This is a genomic window from Aeromonas sp. s2 (assembly GCF_040907935.1).
In the GTDB taxonomy this organism is placed as follows: domain Bacteria; phylum Pseudomonadota; class Gammaproteobacteria; order Enterobacterales; family Aeromonadaceae; genus Aeromonas; species Aeromonas dhakensis.
The window spans coordinates 72,239-92,606 of the sequence record NZ_JBFOCR010000005.1 but is presented as its reverse complement, the minus strand read 5'-3'; the positions used below and the strand labels follow the sequence as shown (position 1 = coordinate 92,606).

At 64.1% G+C, this 20,368-nt stretch carries 17 protein-coding genes and 1 pseudogene; 10 read left to right on the top strand and 8 right to left on the bottom strand.

From position 1 onward, the window contains the following. The first annotated feature begins 48 nt into the window (after nt 1-48). The 3 genes from AB5Y81_RS01950 to ttcA all read left to right on the top strand — a co-directional run bounded on the left by AB5Y81_RS01950 (nt 49) and on the right by ttcA (nt 2,859). Nucleotides 49-804, top strand: a complete 756-nt coding sequence (locus tag AB5Y81_RS01950) for an FNR family transcription factor (RefSeq protein ID WP_005300768.1) — start codon at nt 49-51, stop codon at nt 802-804. 134 nt (nt 805-938) lie between these two features. Next, entirely contained in the window at nt 939-1,883 is a 945-nt protein-coding gene (uspE, locus tag AB5Y81_RS01945; protein WP_017764530.1) for a universal stress protein UspE, read from the top strand. A gap of 67 nt (nt 1,884-1,950) precedes the next feature. Continuing rightward, nucleotides 1,951-2,859, top strand: coding sequence for a tRNA 2-thiocytidine(32) synthetase TtcA (gene ttcA, locus AB5Y81_RS01940; protein ID WP_005300763.1), 909 nt, complete (start codon nt 1,951-1,953; stop codon nt 2,857-2,859). 83 nt (nt 2,860-2,942) lie between these two features. On the opposite strand, the gene AB5Y81_RS01935 is transcribed toward ttcA, so the two are convergent. Both AB5Y81_RS01935 and AB5Y81_RS01930 read right to left on the bottom strand, forming a co-directional pair. Further along, nucleotides 2,943-3,620 (bottom strand): DUF2987 domain-containing protein, encoded by a 678-nt coding sequence (locus AB5Y81_RS01935; RefSeq protein WP_279484368.1) that lies wholly within the window; start codon nt 3,618-3,620, stop codon nt 2,943-2,945. 72 nt (nt 3,621-3,692) lie between these two features. Beyond that, nucleotides 3,693-4,430 (bottom strand): hypothetical protein, encoded by a 738-nt coding sequence (locus AB5Y81_RS01930; RefSeq protein ID WP_211030101.1) that lies wholly within the window; start codon nt 4,428-4,430, stop codon nt 3,693-3,695. 268 nt (nt 4,431-4,698) lie between these two features. Between AB5Y81_RS01930 and AB5Y81_RS01925 the strand changes: the two genes are divergently transcribed. The 7 genes from AB5Y81_RS01925 to AB5Y81_RS01895 all read left to right on the top strand — a co-directional run bounded on the left by AB5Y81_RS01925 (nt 4,699) and on the right by AB5Y81_RS01895 (nt 11,388). Beyond that, nucleotides 4,699-5,316 carry a glutathione S-transferase family protein gene (locus AB5Y81_RS01925; protein WP_279484369.1) on the top strand — a complete coding sequence of 206 codons (618 nt, stop codon included), beginning with the start codon at nt 4,699-4,701 and terminating at the stop codon, nt 5,314-5,316. 205 nt (nt 5,317-5,521) lie between these two features. Continuing rightward, nucleotides 5,522-5,941, top strand: a complete 420-nt coding sequence (gene rbsD, locus AB5Y81_RS01920; protein WP_139430836.1) for a D-ribose pyranase — start codon at nt 5,522-5,524, stop codon at nt 5,939-5,941. Between the two features lie 20 nt (nt 5,942-5,961). Then, on the top strand, nt 5,962-7,485 hold the full coding sequence (rbsA, locus tag AB5Y81_RS01915) for a ribose ABC transporter ATP-binding protein RbsA (RefSeq protein WP_279484370.1): 1,524 nt from the start codon (nt 5,962-5,964) through the stop codon (nt 7,483-7,485). Further along, nucleotides 7,482-8,447 (top strand): ribose ABC transporter permease, encoded by a 966-nt coding sequence (gene rbsC, locus AB5Y81_RS01910; protein ID WP_005300744.1) that lies wholly within the window; start codon nt 7,482-7,484, stop codon nt 8,445-8,447. The genes rbsA and rbsC overlap by 4 nt, the downstream gene beginning before the upstream one ends. A gap of 21 nt (nt 8,448-8,468) precedes the next feature. Beyond that, nucleotides 8,469-9,344: a ribose ABC transporter substrate-binding protein RbsB gene (gene rbsB / locus AB5Y81_RS01905; RefSeq protein ID WP_214453787.1), complete on the top strand. Its 876-nt coding sequence runs from the start codon at nt 8,469-8,471 to the stop codon at nt 9,342-9,344. Between the two features lie 107 nt (nt 9,345-9,451). Further along, entirely contained in the window at nt 9,452-10,384 is a 933-nt protein-coding gene (gene rbsK, locus AB5Y81_RS01900) for a ribokinase (protein WP_279484371.1), read from the top strand. Next, nucleotides 10,384-11,388, top strand: coding sequence for a substrate-binding domain-containing protein (locus AB5Y81_RS01895; protein WP_211029581.1), 1,005 nt, complete (start codon nt 10,384-10,386; stop codon nt 11,386-11,388). Before rbsK ends, AB5Y81_RS01895 begins: the two co-directional genes overlap by 1 nt. A gap of 86 nt (nt 11,389-11,474) precedes the next feature. Here the strand turns inward: AB5Y81_RS01895 and AB5Y81_RS01890 are convergent, their stop codons facing one another. From AB5Y81_RS01890 to AB5Y81_RS01865, 6 genes and pseudogenes are all read right to left on the bottom strand, one after another. Continuing rightward, nucleotides 11,475-13,124 carry a sensor domain-containing diguanylate cyclase gene (locus AB5Y81_RS01890; RefSeq protein ID WP_279484372.1) on the bottom strand — a complete coding sequence of 550 codons (1,650 nt, stop codon included), beginning with the start codon at nt 13,122-13,124 and terminating at the stop codon, nt 11,475-11,477. Continuing rightward, nucleotides 13,124-13,600, bottom strand: a complete 477-nt coding sequence (locus tag AB5Y81_RS01885; RefSeq protein WP_201891551.1) for a hypothetical protein — start codon at nt 13,598-13,600, stop codon at nt 13,124-13,126. Before AB5Y81_RS01885 ends, AB5Y81_RS01890 begins: the two co-directional genes overlap by 1 nt. A gap of 85 nt (nt 13,601-13,685) precedes the next feature. Further along, a pseudogene (cobB, locus tag AB5Y81_RS01880) lies at nt 13,686-14,477 on the bottom strand (Sir2 family NAD+-dependent deacetylase); the annotation flags it as partial. A 66-nt stretch (nt 14,478-14,543) separates the two neighbouring features. Further along, nucleotides 14,544-15,143 (bottom strand): GNAT family N-acetyltransferase, encoded by a 600-nt coding sequence (locus AB5Y81_RS01875; protein WP_010634036.1) that lies wholly within the window; start codon nt 15,141-15,143, stop codon nt 14,544-14,546. A gap of 3 nt (nt 15,144-15,146) precedes the next feature. Further along, nucleotides 15,147-16,394, bottom strand: coding sequence for a response regulator (locus tag AB5Y81_RS01870; RefSeq protein ID WP_010634037.1), 1,248 nt, complete (start codon nt 16,392-16,394; stop codon nt 15,147-15,149). A gap of 1 nt (nt 16,395) precedes the next feature. Next, the gene (locus AB5Y81_RS01865; RefSeq protein ID WP_279485543.1) at nt 16,396-20,340 is read right to left on the bottom strand and encodes a transporter substrate-binding domain-containing protein; all 3,945 of its coding nucleotides are present in this window, start codon (nt 20,338-20,340) and stop codon (nt 16,396-16,398) included. Nucleotides 20,341-20,368: the final 28 nt, after the last annotated feature.

Genomic DNA, 20,368 nt, shown 5'->3' with positions numbered 1-20,368 from the left:
AGTTGATGGTAAACTTGTTTGATATAAATCAATTATTCGTATGAGCCTATGATCCCGGAAAAGAAACCTGGCAGACGTATTCAGAGCGGTGGCTGTGCAATTCATTGCCAGGATTGCAGCATCAGCCAGCTCTGCATTCCCTTCACTCTGAACGACAACGAGCTCGATCAGCTGGACAGCATCATCGAGCGCAAGAAGCCGATCCAGAAGGGTGAAGAGTTGTTCAAGGCCGGCGATGAGCTTAAATCGCTCTACGCCATCCGCTCCGGGACCATCAAGTCATACACCATCACCGAACAGGGTGACGAGCAGATCACTGCCTTCCACCTGGCTGGCGATCTGGTCGGCTTTGACGCCATCCACAAGCAGGCGCACCCCTCCTTCGCCCAGGCGCTGGAAACCGCCATGGTGTGCGAGATCCCGTTCGACGTGCTTGACGATCTCTCCGGCAAGATGCCGAAGCTCCGCCAGCAGATCATGCGGCTGATGAGCAACGAGATCATGGGCGACCAGGAGATGATCCTGTTGCTCTCCAAGAAGAATGCCGAAGAGCGCCTTGCCGCCTTCCTGCACAACCTGTCGGTGCGCTTCTCCGAGCGCGGTTTCTCCGCCAAGGAGTTCCGCCTCTCCATGACCCGCGGTGACATCGGCAACTACCTCGGCCTCACCGTCGAGACCATCAGCCGTCTGCTGGGCCGCTTCCAGAAGTCCGGCCTCATCAGCGTCAAGGGCAAGTATATTACCGTGCTGGATCACGTCGCCCTCGGCGTCATGGCCGGTGCAACCCGTCCCCCCTGCGGTTAAGCCTCCTCTCTCCGGTGCCGGATCGGTTTACCCCGAAATTTGATCCGGCACACGTCCCCCCTTCTCCTCCTGAGCTAAGCTGTAATGGCTAAAGGTCTGCCATCATTGGTATTTTTGCCAAGGAGGAGGAGAACATGGTCAAGTACCGAAAAATCCTGGTGGTCATCAACCCGGAAGAAGAGCGGCAAATCGCCCTCGAACGTGCGGTCAAGGTCGCCGAGCTGGATGAAGGGGCGCAGCTGACCCTGTTACTCACCATTTACGACTTCTCGTATGAAATGACCGCCATGCTGTCGGTGGATGAGCGGGAAGAGATGCGCCACGGAGTCATTTCCCAGCGCCGTGAGTGGCTCGACGACATACTCAAACCCTACCGTGCCCGTGGGCTGGACTGCGAGATCAAGGTGGTCTGGCACAACCGTCCCTTCGAATGCATCATTCAGGAAGTACTGGAGCAGCGCCACGATCTGGTGGTCAAGGCGACTCACCACCACTCCTTCCTGCAAACCTTCATCTTCACCCCCACCGACTGGCATCTGCTGCGCAAGTGCCCCTGCCCCGTGCTGCTGGTGAAAGAGGGGCATTGGCAGCGGGGCGGCAACATCATCGCCGCCATCAATTGCTCCAGCGACGATCAGGATCAGAAACTGCTCAACGAGCGGATCACCGAAGAGGGGATCGCCATCGCCGAGCTGCTCGGCTCCAACCTCTATCTGGTCAACACCTACCCGGGTACCCCGGTCAACGTGGCCATCGAGCTGCCGGAGTTTGACCCCAACGCCTACAACGACGCCATTCGCAAACATCACGAGAGCCTGCTGCTGAGCCACGCCGACAAATACGGCATCGGCCATCTCTGGACCCGGGTGGCGGAAGGCCTGCCCGAAGAGGTGCTGCCCGATCTCGCCGGCGAGCTGCAGGCCACCCTGATGATCATGGGGTGCGTCGGTCGCACCGGGCTCTCCGCCGCCCTGCTCGGCAACACAGCCGAACACGTGGTGGATCGCCTCGCCTGCGACATGCTGATCCTCAAGCCCGCCGACTACAGCTGCCCGGTCGATAGCCGCCGTCCAGCATAAGCCTTTCTTGCCCTCCCCCGGGACATGGCTATAATAAGCCGCTTATTTTTGTCCCGGGTTTCAGGTCATGCTAGAAGAGCTTAACGCCAAAGAAAAATACAGTTTCAACAAACTGCAGAAGCGCCTGCGGCGCAACGTAGGTCAGGCCATTGCCGACTTCAACATGATTGAAGAGGGTGACAAGGTCATGGTGTGCCTGTCCGGCGGCAAGGACAGCTTCGCCATGCTCGACATCCTGATGAGCCTGAAGGCCAGCGCCCCCATCCACTTCGATCTGGTGGCGGTCAACCTGGATCAGAAGCAGCCCGGTTTCCCCGAGCACGTGCTGCCCGAATACCTGAGCACCCTTGGCATCGACTTCAAGATCGTCGAAGAAGATACCTACGCCATCGTCAAGGAGAAGGTACCGGAGGGCAAGACCACCTGTGCCCTCTGCTCCCGCCTGCGCCGCGGCATTCTCTACCGCACCGCCCAGGAGCTGGGTTGCACCAAGATTGCCCTTGGTCACCACCGCGACGACATCCTCGAGACCCTGTTCCTCAACATGTTCTACGGCGGCAAGCTCAAGTCCATGCCGCCCAAGCTGGTGAGCGACGATGGCAAGAACGTGGTGATCCGCCCGCTCGCCTACTGCAAGGAGAAGGACCTGGTGCGCTATGCCGAGGTCAAAGCCTTCCCCATCATCCCGTGCAACCTGTGCGGTTCCCAGGAGAACCTGCAGCGCCAGGCCATCAAGCAGATGATGCAGGAGTGGGATCGCCGCTTCCCGGGTCGTCTCGAGACCATGTTCACCGCCATTCAGGACGTGATCCCGAGCCACCTGCTCGATCACAAGCTGTTTGACTTCAAGAGCATCAACCGCGACTCCGGCATCATCGACGGCGGCGACAAGGCGTTTGATCCGCCCGAACTGCCCAAGGCACCGCTGCTGGACATCGACGAGATGGACATGCTGGACGTGATTGAGGTGCGCTAAGCCCTCACCATCACCAATGAAAAAAGGAGCGCCAGGCGCTCCTTTTTTACTTTTATACCGGCCAGCTGGCGGCCCGGGACCCATCAGCCCTTGTGCAGCCAAGGGGTCAGCCGCAGGATCTCCCCCTGCAACTGCAGCTTGCCCTCGGCAAACTCCGCCAGCTGGGCGTTGCTCAGCAGCAGTTGCCCCTCCTGCCAGGGCAGCGGCAGCTGGCGGGCACCGTCGATGAGGTAGGCGGTGCCGCTTGGCTGCACCAAACTGATCCTCATCCCCGTCATCTCGGGCAGGAAATATTTGCCGACCATGCCGGCCAGCTTCTCCAGCAGGCTCTGCATGTCGTGCTGGCGGCCCGTCAGTTCGCTCACCTTGAGCTCCCACCGACTGTCTGCCGGTGGCGGCACGTCGGCCATCACCTGCACCGACAGATCGCAGACTGCATGAGGCTCGGTGAGCCCCACTACCACGGTCGCCTTGTCGAGATTCAGATCGTCGTCATAGGGCAGCCGCAATTCGCTGTCGATGGTCACCTCGGCCGCCACGTCCCGATCCAGGGTCGAGACACGGGCCGAGGTGAGCAGGCAGCGCCGGCCATTTTGCGGATCGGTCAGATAAAAACCCAGCCTGGCGTGCCCAAACTCCCCTTTGGCGAAGGTCTTCATCTGGCTGTAGAAGGTGCCGTACTGCAGCTCTAGGGAGGGCTGCGCCACTGCCAGCATAGGGGCCAGCAACAGCGCGGCTGCCATCCCGTATCGATTGTTCATATGCCATCCTTTTGCATCACGCATCTACACGCGCCGCTATCTGTTGCTGTTGTCTGACGCCCTGCATGCCCGTCAGGCGTTGAAGTGATCGGGGCCCTGGCTCACGTCGGTCACTTCGACCGCCACCCCGCACAGATCCCGGTAGAGGATCCCCTTGCAGTTGAAATAGAGCGGTGCCACCCAGATAAGTCCCAACCCCATGGGGATCAGCGCCAGGAAGAAGAGCGCCATCATGACCCCGTGCAGCAGCACTATGCTGGGCCAGCCGCGGGCAAACAGCCGCAGGGAAACCAGAATGGCCTGCGCCGGCGACAGGCCGCGCTCCAGCACCAGCGGCACGGTAAACACCAGCCCCATGCCGATCAGGGCCGACGGAATGAAGGCCAGCATCACCGGCAGACCCACCAGCTCGAACAGCGGGCCGAACAGGCTGGTGATGAGGCTGCCGAGCAGGCTCAGGCTGCCAAGGCGCAGGAAGTGGCGAAAGAAGTCGAACACCTGGCTCGGCCGGGCACGCACCCCCACCGACTGCTGCAACCCCAGCATGTCGAGGGAAGAGGTCATGGGCGACATGATGACGGTGATGAGCAGGCTCAGCACCAGGGCCACGTCCATCCCCCCTTCCTGATTGACATAGGGGGCGAGCAGGGTGTTGCTCAACAGTATCCAGATGGCCGTTACCCCGACGATGGCCAGCAGCAGGCCGAACCCGGTGCGCCGCGTCTGTTGCCAGCTCTCCTGTAATACCCCCTTGAGGTCGAGACGATATCCCTGGCTCAGGGACTGTTCGAGGGAACCACCTATCCGCATTTTGTTACTCAATTGACTATCCAACATCCGAAAGACCGCTATTCAGGGAGCACATTATAGCGATTTGACCCGGCATGCGTAGCCGTTTTTCCCGCACGTCTGCGCTCAAAAAGCCTTTGATTTCATCAGTTCCCCTTGTCCTGGCCGGGATCCCGCCCTTGGCCGACGGCCACCAGGGGCGTAGGATGCCAGGCGACAGTGCGGATTTTTTTGCGCGCCCCGCCCCACCCGGGATCACAGGGGGCACGCGCTTCACAAGGAGATGTTCATGTCTGATTTGACCCTCTATCTCGCGCCCGGCACCTGCGCCATGGCCGTGCGTATCGCCCTCACCGAAGCCGGTGCCCCTCACGTTGTCAAACGGCTGGATCTGGCGGCCGGCGAGCAGCGCTCCCCCACCTATCTGGCCATCAACCCCAAGGGACGGGTCCCGGCTCTGGTCACTGAGCACGGTGTGCTCACCGAGACGCCGGCCTTGCTGCTTTATGTGGCGCAGCGTTTCCCAGAGGCACAGCTGGCACCGCTGGACGACCCCTTCCTGCTGGCCCGCATGCAGGAGGTGCACGGTTTTCTCGCCGCCACCGTGCACGTCGCCCATGCCCACGGCCGCCGGGCCAGCCGCTGGGCCGATGACCCGCAGGCCATCGCCGCCATGCAGGCCAAGGTGCCGCACAACATGCGCGAGGGCTTTGCCGAGATAGAGCGCCACTATCTGGCCGGCCCCTGGGTACTGGGGGAGCGGTTCAGCCTGGCCGACATCTACCTGTTCGTGGTGGCGAGCTGGCTCGAGGGCGACGGGGTGGCCATCAGCGACTTTCCCAAGGTCGCGGATCACTATCGGCGCATGCTGGCACGCCCCGACGTGCAACAAGCGCTCGCCCTCTAATTCCTCTCGTTGCGAGTGCCAGTGCTCTTATGGCACCTTTTTTCCCCGCTTTCCCCTCGCCATTGAGATCGTTTTCACATTTCTGCCATCTCCTGGTGGATCCAGAACGCCTGAACGCCTATCTTCCTCCTCATGACGCAACCGGTTGCGTAACCGGTTGCCTAGCTAACATCAGATACGCGGGCATAGCCTGCCGAGGTGCTGTATGAAACGAGGCGTACTGCTCAATGCTCCCCTGAGTGCCCTGGTGGCAAGGATGGGCCACACCGACGAGATCACCGTCTGCGATGCGGGCCTGCCCATTCCGGCGGGCCCCGAGCGCATCGATCTGGCGCTGATGGCGGGGACGCCGAGCCTTGGCACCGTGCTGACCGCCCTGCTCACCGACCTGGTGGTGGAGAAGGTGATCATGGCGAGCGAGATCAAGCAGATCAGCCCAGCCGCCCATCAGGCGCTGGTGGATCAGCTGGAGGCGCACGCCGCAGCCCAGGGCAAGCCCATCACCATCGAATACTGCCTGCACGAGGAGTTCAAAACCCGCTCCCGCCAGAGCAAGGCCATTGTACGCAGCGGCGAGGTGACCCCCTACGCCAACCTCATTCTCTGCGCCGGCGTGGCGTTTTAAGCCTTTTCAAGGAATCAGCCATGAGTACAACCCCTTCGCCCATTCTGTCGCTCACCGGGATCGTCAAGACCTTCCCCGGGGTGCGGGCGCTCGATGAGGCAGGCCTCAAGGTCTACCCGGGTCAGGTAATGGCCCTGCTCGGCGAAAACGGCGCTGGCAAATCCACCCTGATGAAGGTACTGACCGGCATCTATCAGGCCGATGCGGGCACCATCAGTTATCGCGGCCAGCCGGTTCACTTCAAAGGGCCCCGCAACTCCCAGGATCAGGGGATCAGCATCATTCACCAGGAGCTGAACCTGCTGCCGGAGCTCTCCATTGCCGCCAACATCTTCCTCGGCCGCGAACCGCGCACCCGCTTTGGCAGCATCGATCACAAGCAGCTGCGCGAACGGGCAAGCACCCTGCTGGCACGACTTGGCGTCAAACACGGCCCGGATACCCGGCTCGGGAGTCTCTCGATCGGTGAACAGCAGATGGTGGAAATTGCCAAGGCGCTGTCGTTCGATGCCAGCGTCATCATCATGGACGAACCCACCGATGCGCTGACCGACACCGAGACCGAGCAGCTGTTCAAGGTCATCCGCGAGCTGCGTGAGCAGGGCTGCGGCATCGTCTACATCTCCCACCGCCTGAAAGAGATCTTCGAGATCTGCGATCGGGTCACCGTGCTGCGCGACGGCAAGTGGATCGGCGAGCAGGCGGTGAGCGAGCTCGACGAAGACAGGATCATCGAGATGATGGTGGGCCGCCGGCTGGAAGAGCAGTACCCGCGCCTGGTGCGCGAGCTCGGCCCGGTCAGCCTGCAGGTCAAGGATCTGGCCGGCCCCGGCGTGCGCGGGGTGAGCTTCTCCCTGCGTCAGGGTGAAATTCTGGGCTTCAGCGGCCTGATGGGATCCGGCCGCACCGAGCTGATGAAGCTTATCTACGGTGCCAGCCCCATCAGCGCCGGCCAGGTGTCGGTGGATGGTCACGCGCTGGCCCCCAGAAGCCCGGCCGATGGCCTGGCGGCCGGCATCGCCTACATCTCCGAGGATCGCAAGGGCGATGGCCTGGTGCTGGAGCTGTCGGTGCGCGAAAACATGAGCCTGTGCGCCCTCGGCGAGTTCATCCGTGGTGGCAAGATTGACGGCCAGGCCGAACGCCAGGCGGTGGGCGACTATGTGCGCCTGTTCAACATCAAGACCCCGAGTCAGGATCAGCTGATAAAACTGCTCTCCGGCGGCAACCAGCAGAAGGTAGCCATCGCCAAGGGGCTGCTGACCCGGCCCAAGGTGCTGATCCTGGACGAGCCGACCCGCGGCGTCGATGTCGGCGCCAAGAAGGAGATCTATCAGCTCATCAACCAGTTCAAGAAGGAGGGGATGAGCATCATCCTGGTCTCCTCCGAGATGCCGGAAGTGCTCGGCATGAGTGACCGCATCCTGGTGATGCACGAAGGGCGCATCAGCGCAGAGTTCAATACCCGCGACGCCAATCAGGAAAAACTGATGGCGGCGGCAGTCGGCAAACAGTGGCAAGCAGAGCAAGAGGCAGCACAATGACAACCCAAACCCTTTCCCGCCGCGGCATCATGAGCAAGGAGTGGTGGATCGAGAACAAATCGCTGGTGGCCCTGCTGGTGCTGATCGGCGTGGTCTCCTTCCTGAGCCCCAACTTCTTCACCGCCGACAACCTGCTCAACATCCTGCGCCAGACCTCGGTCAACGCCATCATGGCGGTCGGCATGACCCTGGTCATCCTCACCGCCGGCATCGATCTGTCGGTCGGATCGGTGCTGGCCCTGTGCGGCGCCCTGGCCGCCACCATGGTGGCCATGGAGCTGCCCATCATGCTGGTGATCCCCCTCACCCTGGGTGCCGGTGCCCTGCTTGGGGGCATCAGCGGCCTCATCATTGCCAAGGGCAAGGTACAGGCCTTCATCGCCACTCTGGTCACCATGACCGCCCTGCGCGGCGTCACCATGGTCTATACCGAGGGGCGCCCCATCTCCACCGGTTTCAGTGACGGCGCCGATCACTTCGCCTGGCTGGGTACCGGTTACCTGTTCGGCCTGCCGGTGCCCATCTGGCTGATGGCCATCGTCTTCCTGCTGGCCTGGTTCATGCTCAACCACACTCGCCTGGGTCGCTACATCTATGCCCTCGGCGGCAACGAATCGGCCACCCGCCTCTCCGGCATCAATGTGGATCGGGTGAAGCTCGCGGTGTATGGTCTGTGCGGCATGCTGTCGGCACTGGCCGGGCTCATCGTCACTTCCCGCCTCTCCTCCGCCCAGCCGACCGCCGGCATGGGTTACGAGCTGGATGCCATCGCCGCCGTGGTGCTGGGTGGCACCAGCCTGATGGGGGGCAAGGGCCGCATCATGGGTACCCTGATCGGGGCGCTCATCATCGGCTTCCTCAACAATGCCCTCAACCTGCTCGACGTCTCGTCCTATTACCAGATGATCGCCAAGGCCAGCGTGATTTTGCTCGCCGTGATGATCGATAACAAAAGCAAGTAAGCACACACAAGGAATGAAATGATGAAAAAGCTCAATACCCTGCTCGCTGCCGCCATCATGTCCGTGCTGGGCACCGCCCAGGCCGCCGATCACACCCTGGCCATGGTGGTCTCCACCCTCAACAACCCCTTCTTCGTCACCATGAAGGAAGGGGCCGAAGCCAAGGCCAAGGAGCTTGGCTACGAGCTGGTGGTGCTGGACTCCCAGAATGACCCGGCCAAGGAGCTCTCCAACATGGAAGATCTCACCGTGCGCAAGGTCAACGCCATCCTGATCAACCCGACCGACTCCGAAGCCGTGGGTAACGCCATTCGCCTCGCCAACAAGGCCAACATCCCGGTGCTGACCCTGGACCGCGGCGCGGCGCAGGGTGACGTCAAGGCTCACATCGCCTCCGACAACGTGGCAGGTGGCAAACTGGCCGGCGATTTCATCACCCAGAAGCTGGGTGCCGGTGCCAAGGTGATCCAGCTGGAAGGGATCGCCGGTACCTCCGCCGCCCGTGACCGCGGCGAAGGCTTTTCCCTGGCCGTGGCCGCCAACAAACTGGAAGTGCTGGCCTCCCAGCCCGCCGACTTTGACCGCACCAAGGGTCTGAACGTCATGGAGAACCTGCTGGCCGCCCACCCGAGCGTGCAGGCGGTGTTCGCCCAGAACGACGAGATGGCGCTGGGTGCCATCCGCGCCGTGCAGGCCGCCGGCAAAGAGGTGATGATCGTCGGCTTCGACGGCACCGACGATGGCAAGGCCGCCGTGGCCAAGGGTAAACTGGCCGCCACCGTGGCCCAGCAGCCCGCCCTGATCGGTGCCATCGGCGTGGAAACCGCCGACAAGGTGCTCAAGGGACAGCCGGTGGAAAAATCCATCCCGGTTCCGCTGCAAGTGGTCAGCAAGTAAGTTGACGGGGGGAGGTTCGCCTCCCCCTTTTCACTCAAGGTTTACGGTGCCTCCCGGCCTGGATCCGGCTTTCGTGTCCATGCCAAGATGCATCAGGAGTACTCAACATGAATCGTCTCGTCGTTCTGGGCAGTGTCAATGCAGACCACGTGCTGCGCGTTCCCCACTTTCCTCGCCCGGGTGAAACCCTGACCGGCCACAGCTATCAAGTGGTGCCCGGTGGCAAGGGCGCCAACCAGGCGGTGGCCGCCGCCCGGTTAGGTGCACAAGTCTCCTTTATCGCCCGCATCGGCGATGACGCCATCGGCCAGCAGATGAAGACCGGCTTTGCCAAAGACGGTATCGACGTGAGCGCCATCGAGCTCGACCCCAAGCTCCCCACCGGGATCGCCATCATCTATGTGAGCGATGAGGGGGAGAACAGCATCGGCATCTCAGCCGAAGCCAACGGCGCCCTCAGCCCGGCCGTGGTGAAAGGCCATGAAGCGATGATAGCCGCCGCCCACACCCTGCTGCTGCAGCTGGAAGTGCCTCTGGAGAGTGTGCTGGAAGCCGCCCGCCTGGCCCGCGCCCACGGCACCCGGGTGGTGCTCAACCCCGCCCCCGCTCGCCCGCTCTCAAGCGAACTGCTGGCACTGGTCGATCTCATCACCCCCAACCAGACCGAGGCCGAGCTGCTGACCGGCGTCAAGGTCACCGACGAGGCGAGCGCGGCAAAGGCTGCCGCCCGCTTCCACCAGATGGGCATCGAAGAAGTGATGATCACCCTGGGCTCGCAGGGGGTCTATTGCAGCAAGGGGCAGCAACAAGCGCTCATCCCGGGCTTTCGGGTGAAAGCAGTAGACACCACGGCGGCCGGCGATACCTTCAACGGCGCCCTCTTGGCAGCCGAGCTCGCCGGCGCCGACTTTGACGCGGCCGTGCACTTTGCCCATGGCGCCGCGGCGCTCTCCGTCACCCGGTTTGGTGCCCAAAGCTCCATCCCGAGCAAGCAGGAGGTCGACGCCTTCCTGCTTGAGCAGACTGCGCAGGGGCACTGATGGCCAATATCAAGGAGGTGGCGGCGCTGGCGGGGGTGTCGACCACCACCGTCTCCCACGTCATCAACGAGACCCGTTTCGTCGCCGAGGAGACCCGCGAGCGGGTCTTCGCCGCCATGCGCGAGCTCAACTACGCCCCGAGCCTGGTGGCCCGTAGCCTCAAGGTGAAGGAGACCAACAGTATCGGCATGCTGGTCACCACCTCCAGCAACCCCTTCTTCGCCGAGGTGGTGCGCGGGGTGGAGCGTTACTGCTTCGAGCAGGGCTACAACCTGATGCTGGGCAACACCGAGGGGCAGGCCGAGACCGCCCTCTCCTACCTCAAGATGATGCTGCGCAAGCGGGTCGACGGCCTGCTCATCATGTGCAGCGAGGGGCAGCAGGAGGTGTTCAACCAGCTCGACTGGCTCAAGAGCCTGCCGGTGGTGGTGATGGACTGGGGGATGGAGAGCGCCGACGTGGATCTCATCGCCGACAACTCCCATCGCGGCGGCTACCTGGCGACCCGCCACCTGCTGGGGCTGGGTCACACCGCCATCGGCTGCATCACGGGCCCCCACAGCCGCGCCCCCGCCAACCAGCGGCAGGCGGGCTTCGAGCAGGCGATGCAGGAGGCCGGGCTCACCGTCAACCCACAGTGGGTTCAGGAGGGTGACTTTGACTGCGCCAGCGGCCATCAAGCGATGCGCCGTCTGCTGGCTCTGCCCGAGCGTCCCACTGCGCTGTTCGTCTGCAACGACATGATGGCGATGGGGGCCATCAGCGCAGCGCATCAGGCGGGACTGGTGATCCCGCGGGATCTCTCCATCGTCGGCTATGACAACGTGGCGCTGGCCGAATTCATGTCACCGCCGCTCACCACGGTCAACCAGCCGAAAGAGGAGCTGGGCCGCCTCGCCGTCACCCGGCTGCTGGCACGCATCAACGGTGAGGTGCTGGCGGACCACCTGATCACCGTCGATCCCGACCTGGTGATCAGAGATTCCTGCGCCCCTCGCCCCTGACATTCACCTGCAATAAAAGCGCAAGGCGACCCTGGGGTCGCCTTGCTTCGTTTTGTCTCTGGCAGGTTCAATACCGCCCTTTGTGCTCAGGCCAGCTGCCTTGCCTCACTGCCCGCCAGCACCTGCAGTTGCACCAGCCCCAGTCGCCGGGCCAGCGGCTGCAACAACTCGCCATGTTCATCATCCTGCGGCAACCAGTAGCGCACGGGCCAGCCGGCTGCCAGCTGGGCCGGGGTGGCGCTGCCAATGTCTCTGAGCGCCAGGGTGCAACCCTGCTGCCGCAATCCCGCCAGCAAGGCAGCATCCGGTTGCAGTGCCAGCACCAGCAGCACCAGCGGCGTGCGGGATGTGCCCGGCAGACAGGCCAGCACCTGAGCCAGCTGAGCCTGGTTGTCGAGCGGGAGCAACAACGCCCGCCCATCGACATGCTGCGCCTCGTGCGCTTGCAGCAGCCGGGCCAGCACTGGGCCCAGCACGCCGCACTCCTGCAGCCAGCGCATATGACAGGGCGTGCCATGCTCTTGCCAGTAGAGCGCCAGTTGCCACAGGCCGTTGCCCTGTTCATCCGTCATCGCCTGCAGTGCCACCCGCAGCGGCGCCGGCTCGCGTCCGGCCAGCCAGTCTCGCAGCTGATGAAGTTGATGCTGGGTCAACTGCAACTGCTGCAGCATGGCCGGCGCAAACCAGCTGATGTCCCCCTCCTGGCTGCGCTTGGCCTGATTGAGGGCCAGGATGGCCTGATCCAGCAGCCGGCCGGCATCCTGCTGCTGCGCCCTGGCCACCCCGAGCCGGCAGGCCAGCTCGAAGCTGCACTCCCGGGTCACGAACTCGAAGTGGAGCAGGCTCACCAGCTGGTGGATGCGCGCTTCCAGCGTCCCGTCCGCCGTGGTCAGCACTACCGCGAACTCGTCGCCACCGAGCCGGTAGGCATGGTTGCCGTGGGCTTGCTGCAGCTTGTCGGCCACCGTCTGCAACAGCCGATCACCCACCTGATAGCCGAGCAGATCATTGACCAGCTTGAAGCGTTTGAGATCGAGCACCACCAGGGCGCTCGCCTCGCCGGCAAGCAGGGCACGGGAGAGCTGCTCCTGCAGGGCCCGGCGGTTGCCAAGCCGGGTCAGGGGGTCGAGCAGGGCGAGCCGACGGTTCGCCAGATTGGCGCGAATGAGGGCGGCCACCAGAGCACCGCCGGTCAGCAGCAGGATCAGCTGCCAGATCTGCAGCCAGAACAGGCTGCTGCGGATCTGGCTCACCGAACGTTCCCGCTCCTGGCCGGAGAGGATTTGGTTGCCTATCTGCTCGATGAGCCGGGTCTGGCTGGCGATCTCCTCCTGCAGGCGGGCGAGTTGGGCCCCTTCCCGCAGCTCCCCTGCCGCCATCTGGGGCTCGAGCCGCTTGATCTGCTCGAACAGTCCGGCCAGCGCCCTGCCAAACCCGTGCCGCTCGCGCGCCTCGGCGGTTTCGCTGCTGATGAGGAAGATGTCGAGCCGGTTCCACAGCAGATCGTAATCCAGGCTCAGGGTCTCCATCTCCACTTGGCCGACCCGATAGAGCCGCAGATCGGCGAGGAAACGCTGGGATTCGAGCATCACCTGGCTGATGTTCCAGTGGATGTTGCGATAGAAGGTGTCGACCAGCTGCTCCTGGCGATGCTGCAGATAGAGGCTGCTGCCCGACGAGAGCAGAAACAGCAGCGAGACCGCCACCAGCAGCAGTTTGTGGCGGGATAGCCCCATCAATCGACGATCTCGATGCGGGTCACCTGCCACACCATGCAGTTGTGGATGGCGGGCACGTCCAGTTTGGGATAGCTGGTAAACGGGATAAGCAACCAGAGTGGCCCCTTGTTGCGCCGGGTCAGCGGCTTGCCGTCCTCCGTACGCACCAGGGTCAGCGGCACGCCGTCGAACAGGGCCAGATCCACCACCTGTTGATAACCATTGAGGGCCGAGACGGCGATCTTGCGAGCATCCTGGATCCCTTGCGCCGCCAGCACGGTCGCCAGGGTCGGCCCGCGATAGTGGTGGGCGCCCTGGGTCCAGGGGGTGGTGGTGGTGAACTCGGTCTGTGGCAAGGCGGAGAGGGTCGCCTCATCGAGGGCCACTTGCTGGCCATCTGGCAACACCAGGGTCATCAGGGAGGCCTGTGCCGATGCGCCGGCACAGGCCAGCATCAGGAGGGAAAAAGCGATCCATTGCTTGAGAGTGATCATGTAAGTTGCGCCAACTGCGTCCCATTTTTTGGCTGCCAGTGTGGCGATTTCACCGGTTCATTGCAACTGCGCTGATGCACAATAGCTAGGGGCCGCGCATCTCCATCCAGTTGTGGCCCTCGATCTGCGCCGGCTGGTGTACGCCGCAGCGTTGCAGCAGCTCATCCACATAGGCGGGTACCAGCAGGGAAGCCGGACCGTAGCGTTTCTCGTCAAACTGGCTGCCCACTTCGCTCGGCTCCAGGTTGAGCTCTATGGTGTGTGCTCCGTTCAATCCCGCTTCGTGCACGAAACCGGCCGCCGGATAGACGGCGCCAGAGGTGCCGATGGAGATGAAAAGATCGCACTGGGCCAGCGCGCCGTAGATGCGATCCAGCCCGAGCGGCATCTCGCCGAACCAGACCACGTGCGGGCGCAGCGGCTGGGGAAACTGGCAGCAGGTGCACAGCTCCTCCTGATGGAGATCGCCGCGCCACTCGATCACCTGGCCCGAGCCTGGGCAGCGCGCCTTGAGCAGCTCACCGTGCATGTGGATGAGGTTCTTGCTGCCGGCGCTCTCGTGCAGGTTGTCGATGTTCTGGGTCACCAGGGTGACGCAGCCCGGCAGCAGGCGCTCGAGCCGGGCCAACGCATAGTGGGCCGGATTGGGGTGAATGTGGGGTTGCTGCAGCTGATGACGGCGAGAGTTGTAAAAGCCCTGTACCAGCTCAGGATCCCGGGCATAGCCCTCCGGCGTCGCCACGTCCTCCACCCTGTGCTCCTCCCACAGACCGTCACAGGCACGAAAGGTCTTGATGCCCGACTCGGCCGAGATCCCGGCACCGGTAAGAATGACGATGTGTTTCGCTGACTGCACCATGACTGACTCCCTCTGGCTAGCTCTCTGGCTGACCTTAGCACAGGGTGAAAAACCGGCCTATTCGCCCTTGGTCTTATGATGCGGTTACAGGGTGTCGAGCACGCTCAGATCGAGTCGCACGAACACCAGCTCCCGACCCGTCACCAGGGTGAGCGGCAGGCCCAGCCCGCGCAGCAGCGCCAGCATGGGGCGATTCTGGGGTAGCACCTCCGCCGTCCATTCGCGGATCCCCTCGCCTCGCGCCAGCAAGGCCAGCGCCAGCAGGATGCGCCGCCCCGCCCCTCTGTGCTGGAAGTGATCGGCGACAATGCAGGAGAACTCGGCCCGATCCGGGTGTAACCGCCGCCGGATGGACTGGGCCTGGGCCAGCGGCCGCCCCTGACCGTCGGTCAGCAGCAGGCCGATCTGGTGTTCCCTGGGGTAATCTAGGAAGAAGGCGAGCTGCTCGTCGCTCAACCTCTGCTTGGCGCGCATGAAACGCAGGTAGACGCTCTGCTCACCGAGTTCGTCATAAGCCGCCCGGATGCGGGCGGGATCGGCCCCCGCCAGCTCCTGCAAACGGCAGGGAACGCCCCCGACCTCCATCATCAGCGGCAGGTCGGCGCGGGTGCGGGGATGAAGCCAGCCGGACAGGGAGCGTCGCAGCCGGGCTTCGTCCGGCGGCCAGCAGAGGTAGCGGGCCACCCTCTACCAGCGCCCCGCCATGCCGCGATCGCGCCACAGGTTGTGGTCCAGCAGGTTGAAGGGATCGTCCAGATAGAGGGCGATGCCAAGCTCCCGGGCTCGGTTGATGAAGCGCCCCAGCAGGGAGTCCGGGGTCATGGCCTCCAGGCTCGGCAGCAGGCTCTGCCCCAACAGCAGGTGCTGCAGCGGCATCCGCTCCAGCAAGTCGAACGGAATGTGCTGATCGTTGTCCAGCAGCAGGGCGAGCCGTGCCCCCGCCAGACTGGCCTGCAGCACCAGGGCAAAACGCTCCGCCTGGCTCAACAGGTGGTCGCGCCGGTGGATCAGCAGGGTGAGCTCGCCAGGCTCCCTGCCCCGCTGGACGAGCCACTCGCGCACCAGCTCCCAGCGCGGCGGCAAGCCGGTCACCGCCAGCCAAATGGGCAAGGGTGACGGAGGATCGGACAAGAGCCCGAGCAGCCCCTTCTCCTCCCCCTGCCAGGTGCGGATGGTACGGCGCAGTCCGCTCAGGCGGCGCTGACGCTGCGGCCCCAGATAAAGCCCCTTGAGCAGGCTCAGCAGATCGTCGGCCAGCAGCGGCTTGGCCAGGGCCGCCAGCACGTTGAACCCGGCATCGTGCAGCAGGCGGCGGGCGCCGTCGATCAGGGTCTGGTCGTGGGCGGAGAGCAGCACGATGGGCAGGCCGCTGTGCTGGTATTGGGGCTGGCTCATCAGCAGGCTGATGGCATCCTGATCCACCAGGCTGAGATCGCTCACCAGCAGCTTGATCTCGCCACCGGCCAGCGCCTTGATGCAGGCATTGCCATCCTGCACCCACTGACAGGGCAATCCCAGTCCCCTGATCTCCTGCTGAATGTGGGCCCCCTGAAACGGGTGATCCTCCAGCAGCAACACCCGGGTCTGGGCCAGCCACTCCTGCCACGCCAGATAGCGGCCATTGACCCCCGCCAGCCAGTCATCAGTGAGGCGATAGATCCCCTCCGCCTGCGCTGTCAATTGCGGCAGGTAGTCGGCACCAGCGTGGGAGTCGGGATCGAACAGGGCGATGGCACCGGCGGCAAACAGACCTTCCCACTGCCAGCAGGCATCGGGCCGGGTGCGGCGCAGGGTGGCAAATTCCGGCAGTTCGACGGCTTTTGCCGCCCGATAGGCAACCCCGTCCAGGGCATAGATGGTCACGGGGTGGAACAGGCGCTCATCCGTCTCTTCCGAGTTCAGCAAGGCCAGTAACTCTTCATCTGTGATGATCATGTCAGAGCCTCTCACGTAGTCGCCGGCACACCTCGTCCAGAGCTTGCCGCAGCGGGGGTAGCAGGGGTTGCCGTGGATCCCGTTTCCACTGTTCAATCACCTGGACGAGCGGGGTCGCGCCCACCATTTTGGCGGCCCCCTTCATCTTGTGTAAAGCGGCTTCCAGTGCCATCTCGTCTGCTTGTGTGACACAGCGCTCAATGTCGGCCAGATCCTGGCCGGTCGCCTCCAGATAGAGGGAGATGAGCTCGGGGGTGAGCAGCGGCATCTGGGCTTCTGACCAAGAAGCAGGCGCTGCCGCCTTCTGCTCCGGGTTCGGCTCGGGTGCGGGGTCCCCCAGGGTGCGCAGCAGATTGGCGAGATCCTTGAGCAGCAGCGGCTTGTCCAGATGACCACGACAACCGCAGCTGGCCAGCTGCGCCGCCGCCGGCTCGCTGAGATCGGCGGTGATCACATAGGTGGGCAGATGTTGCCAGCGCGGGGTGTCTCGCAGTCGGCGGCAGAGCTCGGCTCCGTCCATCACCGGCATCTGCAGATCGGTCAGCACCAGATCGACCGTCTCGTGCTGCAGCATGTCGAGCGCCAGCTGGCCGTTGGCCGCGCTGATCACCTGGGCCCCCAGCTGGGTCAGCTGCATGCTGATCAATACCCGGTTCACCTCGTGATCTTCAACCAACAGCACCCGCATCCCCTGCCCCGGCAGCGTGATCATGCCCTGGGCGGAGGGCACCAGCCGCGGCTGCATCAAGCTGACCACCGAGCCCGGCACCCAGGGTTCGCCCTGCCAGTCCCAGTAGCGCAGCCCCTGTTCATCCTGGCGGGCGCTCAGCACCGGGCCGGCCGGATCGTCCGGCAGATCGAGCTCGCCGAGCCAGGGCAGCAGATAGTCCCGCTCCGCCCCGTCGAGTGCCACATGGACGCTGCTCACCCGCGGGCGCCAGCGCGGCATCTCCTGCAGCAACACCAGCGGCAATGCACAGGTGAAGCGGCTGCCGCCAGTTGTGCGCGGCTCGACCCGGATCTCTCCCCCCATCTGCTCCATCAGCTGGCGACAGATGGCGAGCCCGAGCCCGGTCCCCTGGGCCCGCGGCTGCCCCTCCTCCCCACCCTGTTCAAAGGGCAGGAACAGGCGCGGCAGCAGCTCGGCACTGATGCCGGGCCCCTCGTCATCCACCCCGCACAGCAGCTGGGTGCCGTCCCGGCGGGCCCACAGCACCACCTCGCCACGGCTGCTGAACTTGATGGCATTGGCCAGCAGGTTGTGCAGTACCTGCTGCACCCGATGGGGATCCAGCTCCACCTGAGCGGGCAGTCGGTGATCCAGATCCAGCCGCAGTTGCAGCCGCTTGGAGCGGGCCTTGGACCAGTGCACGGCAGCCACATGCTCACACAAATCCACCAGATCGGTAGGCTGGGGCGAGAGCGCCAGCTGCCGGTTCTCGTTGCGGCTGAAATCGAGCACGTCGTTGAGCAGGCCCAGCAGCTCGTCCCCTGCCTGCCTGACATGGGAGAGCGCAGAGTGCTGCTCGGCATTGAGGGGGGTGTGGCTGAGCCATTCCAGCAGCCCCAGGATGGCGTTCATGGGGGTGCGGATCTCGTGGCTCACCGCCGCGAGGAAGCGGCCCTTGGCCAGCACGGCCTGCTCGGCCCGCTCATGGGAGGCCTGCAGCGCCTGCTCCTGCTCGACCCGCACCGTCACATCCTGCACCACCCCGTATACCCGCCACCCCTGCTCGGGCAGGCTGCGCCCCCGGCCGTAGAACTGCAGCCAGCGGGTACCCTTGAGCGGATGCTGGTAGCGCAGGGCATAGGAGAAGGGCTGGCCGGCCTGCAGCATCTCGCGCATGGGCTGCTGCATCTCGACCTTGTCCTGCGGCGCCAGCCGTCCCAGCGCCTCGCCCGGGTTGCGGCGGATCTGCTGACTGGCCAGCCCCAGCAGCTCATAGCTGCCGCGGCTGATGAACTCCACCTGGCGGATCCCCTCCTCGTGCAGCAGGAACTGGATCACCACGCCGGGTACCGTGTTGGTCAACGCCCGCAGGCGCCGCTCGGCCTGGCGCAACAAGCGGGTGCGCTCGCGCAGGGCACTGATGTTGGAGAGCGCGATGAGATCCCCCGCCGGCGACTGCTTGCCGAGCTGGAGCGGGATCTGGGCGTAGGAGTAGACCTGATCGCCCAGAGCCATCTCCCCCTCGCTCTCTTGTAACTGGGCCTGCGGCAAGTGCAACTCCGCCAGATAGCGGGCCTCCAGCCGCTTGGCCTGCTTGTTACGCTTGATGATCTCGCCCTGATTGTCCCGCAGGAACACGGGCACCGGCAGCGCCTGGAACAGGGACTCCCGGAACTGGCTCTCCAGTGCCAGGGTCTGCTCCATCTCCTGGCGCTGACTTACCTCCCGGGCCAGCTGCTGGCGCGAGCGCCAGATCAGCCAGATGACACCGGCACTGATCAGCAGCGCCAGCAACACCGAACCCAGCCAGATCCCGTAGCTGACCCCGGCCTGCTGGGTCAGTACCAGCCGGTGCCAGCGCAGTTTGAGATCGTCATTCTGCTTGCCGGTGAGGGTCATCAGACTCTGCTCCATCACCCCGGCAAGCCTGGGGCTGTGCCGACTGATGGCAAACCCCAACCCGAAACGCTGCGGCAGCTCCCGCACCTCCAGCCCGTCCAGCTGGTTGTTGCGAAGCGGGTATTGCAGCTGATAGAGCTCGGCCAGCATGGCGTCGGCCGCGCCGCTCTGTACCGCCGCGATCCCCGCTGCCAGGGTGTCGCTCTTGCGCCAGTGATGCGTACCCTCCAGGCGGGTCAGCATCTCTTCGTCATAGAGGGTGGCGGGCACCGCTATCCTGCCCTTCACCGCCGCCAGCGTCTCGAACGGCTGGGTCTTGCGGCTCACCAGGGCATAACGGCTGACCGCCATGATCCGGGTAAAGTCGAAGGCATCGGTCAGCGCCGGCGTCTCCAGCAGGCCGACCATCATGTCCGCCTCGCCGCTGCGCAGCTTGGCCAGCGCCTCTTCTCGGCTTGCGGTGGGGATCACGTGGAAGTTGAGCCCGGTCTGCTGGCTCACCAGTTTCAGCACGTCCGCGCTCCACCCCTTGAGATCGCCCTGCTCGTCGAGGCCGCTGTAGGGCATCAGATCCGGGTTGACCACCAGCTTGATGGCGCTGGAGGTGCCGACCAGCCAGGCCTGCTCCTTGTCGGTGAAGTGGAGCGGGTTGATGTCCTGCTCCCCCTGCGCCAGGTAGCGGTCGAGATCCTGATAGAGGGAGCCCGGCGGCAAGTAGCGGATGGCGGTGTCGATCAGCTCGCGCAGCGCCGGTTTGTCCCGCATCATCAGCCGGTAGCTCACCACCAGCTCGTCGCTGCGCAGGCGGCGCAGCCGCAGCCCGGTGTCCGGGTATTCGCGCATCAGGTAACGCAGCTGCAGGTAGTCGCCGAGGTAGGCCGTCCCCTTGCCCGCCGCCAGCGCCGCGTACCAGTTGTCCGCCTCGGTCAGGGGCTGCTGGGTTGAATGGGGATAGAGGGCCCGCAGCACCTCGTTCGCCTGCCAGATGGGCGAGACCAGAAACCTGGCCTGCTCCAGCTCGCCGCGATAGAGGATGGCGGACTCGGCCTCCAGCATGGCACGACTGAGCGCCATCCCGGGCAGGGCCTCCAGGGAGGGGCCCACGTTGGGAATGAGATCGCAGCGCCCCTCAAGCAATCCGCTGCGCACGGCAGACCAGTTGGGCAGCTTCTGATAGATGAGCGGAAAGGGGAGCTGTTCGGCCAGTCGCTCCATCTGATCGACCAGCAGCCCTCCCGACTCATCGAGATAAGGCGGCCTGATGAGCGCCGGATAACAGATGGTCAGCGACTTGGTGGCATCGGCAAATGCCTTGGCGGTCGTGGAGAGAGGCAGATCCATCGCCTGCAGTGGCGCGGCCAGCAGCAGACCTAGCAAAAGACTGGTTTTTATCATGAAAAAGTAA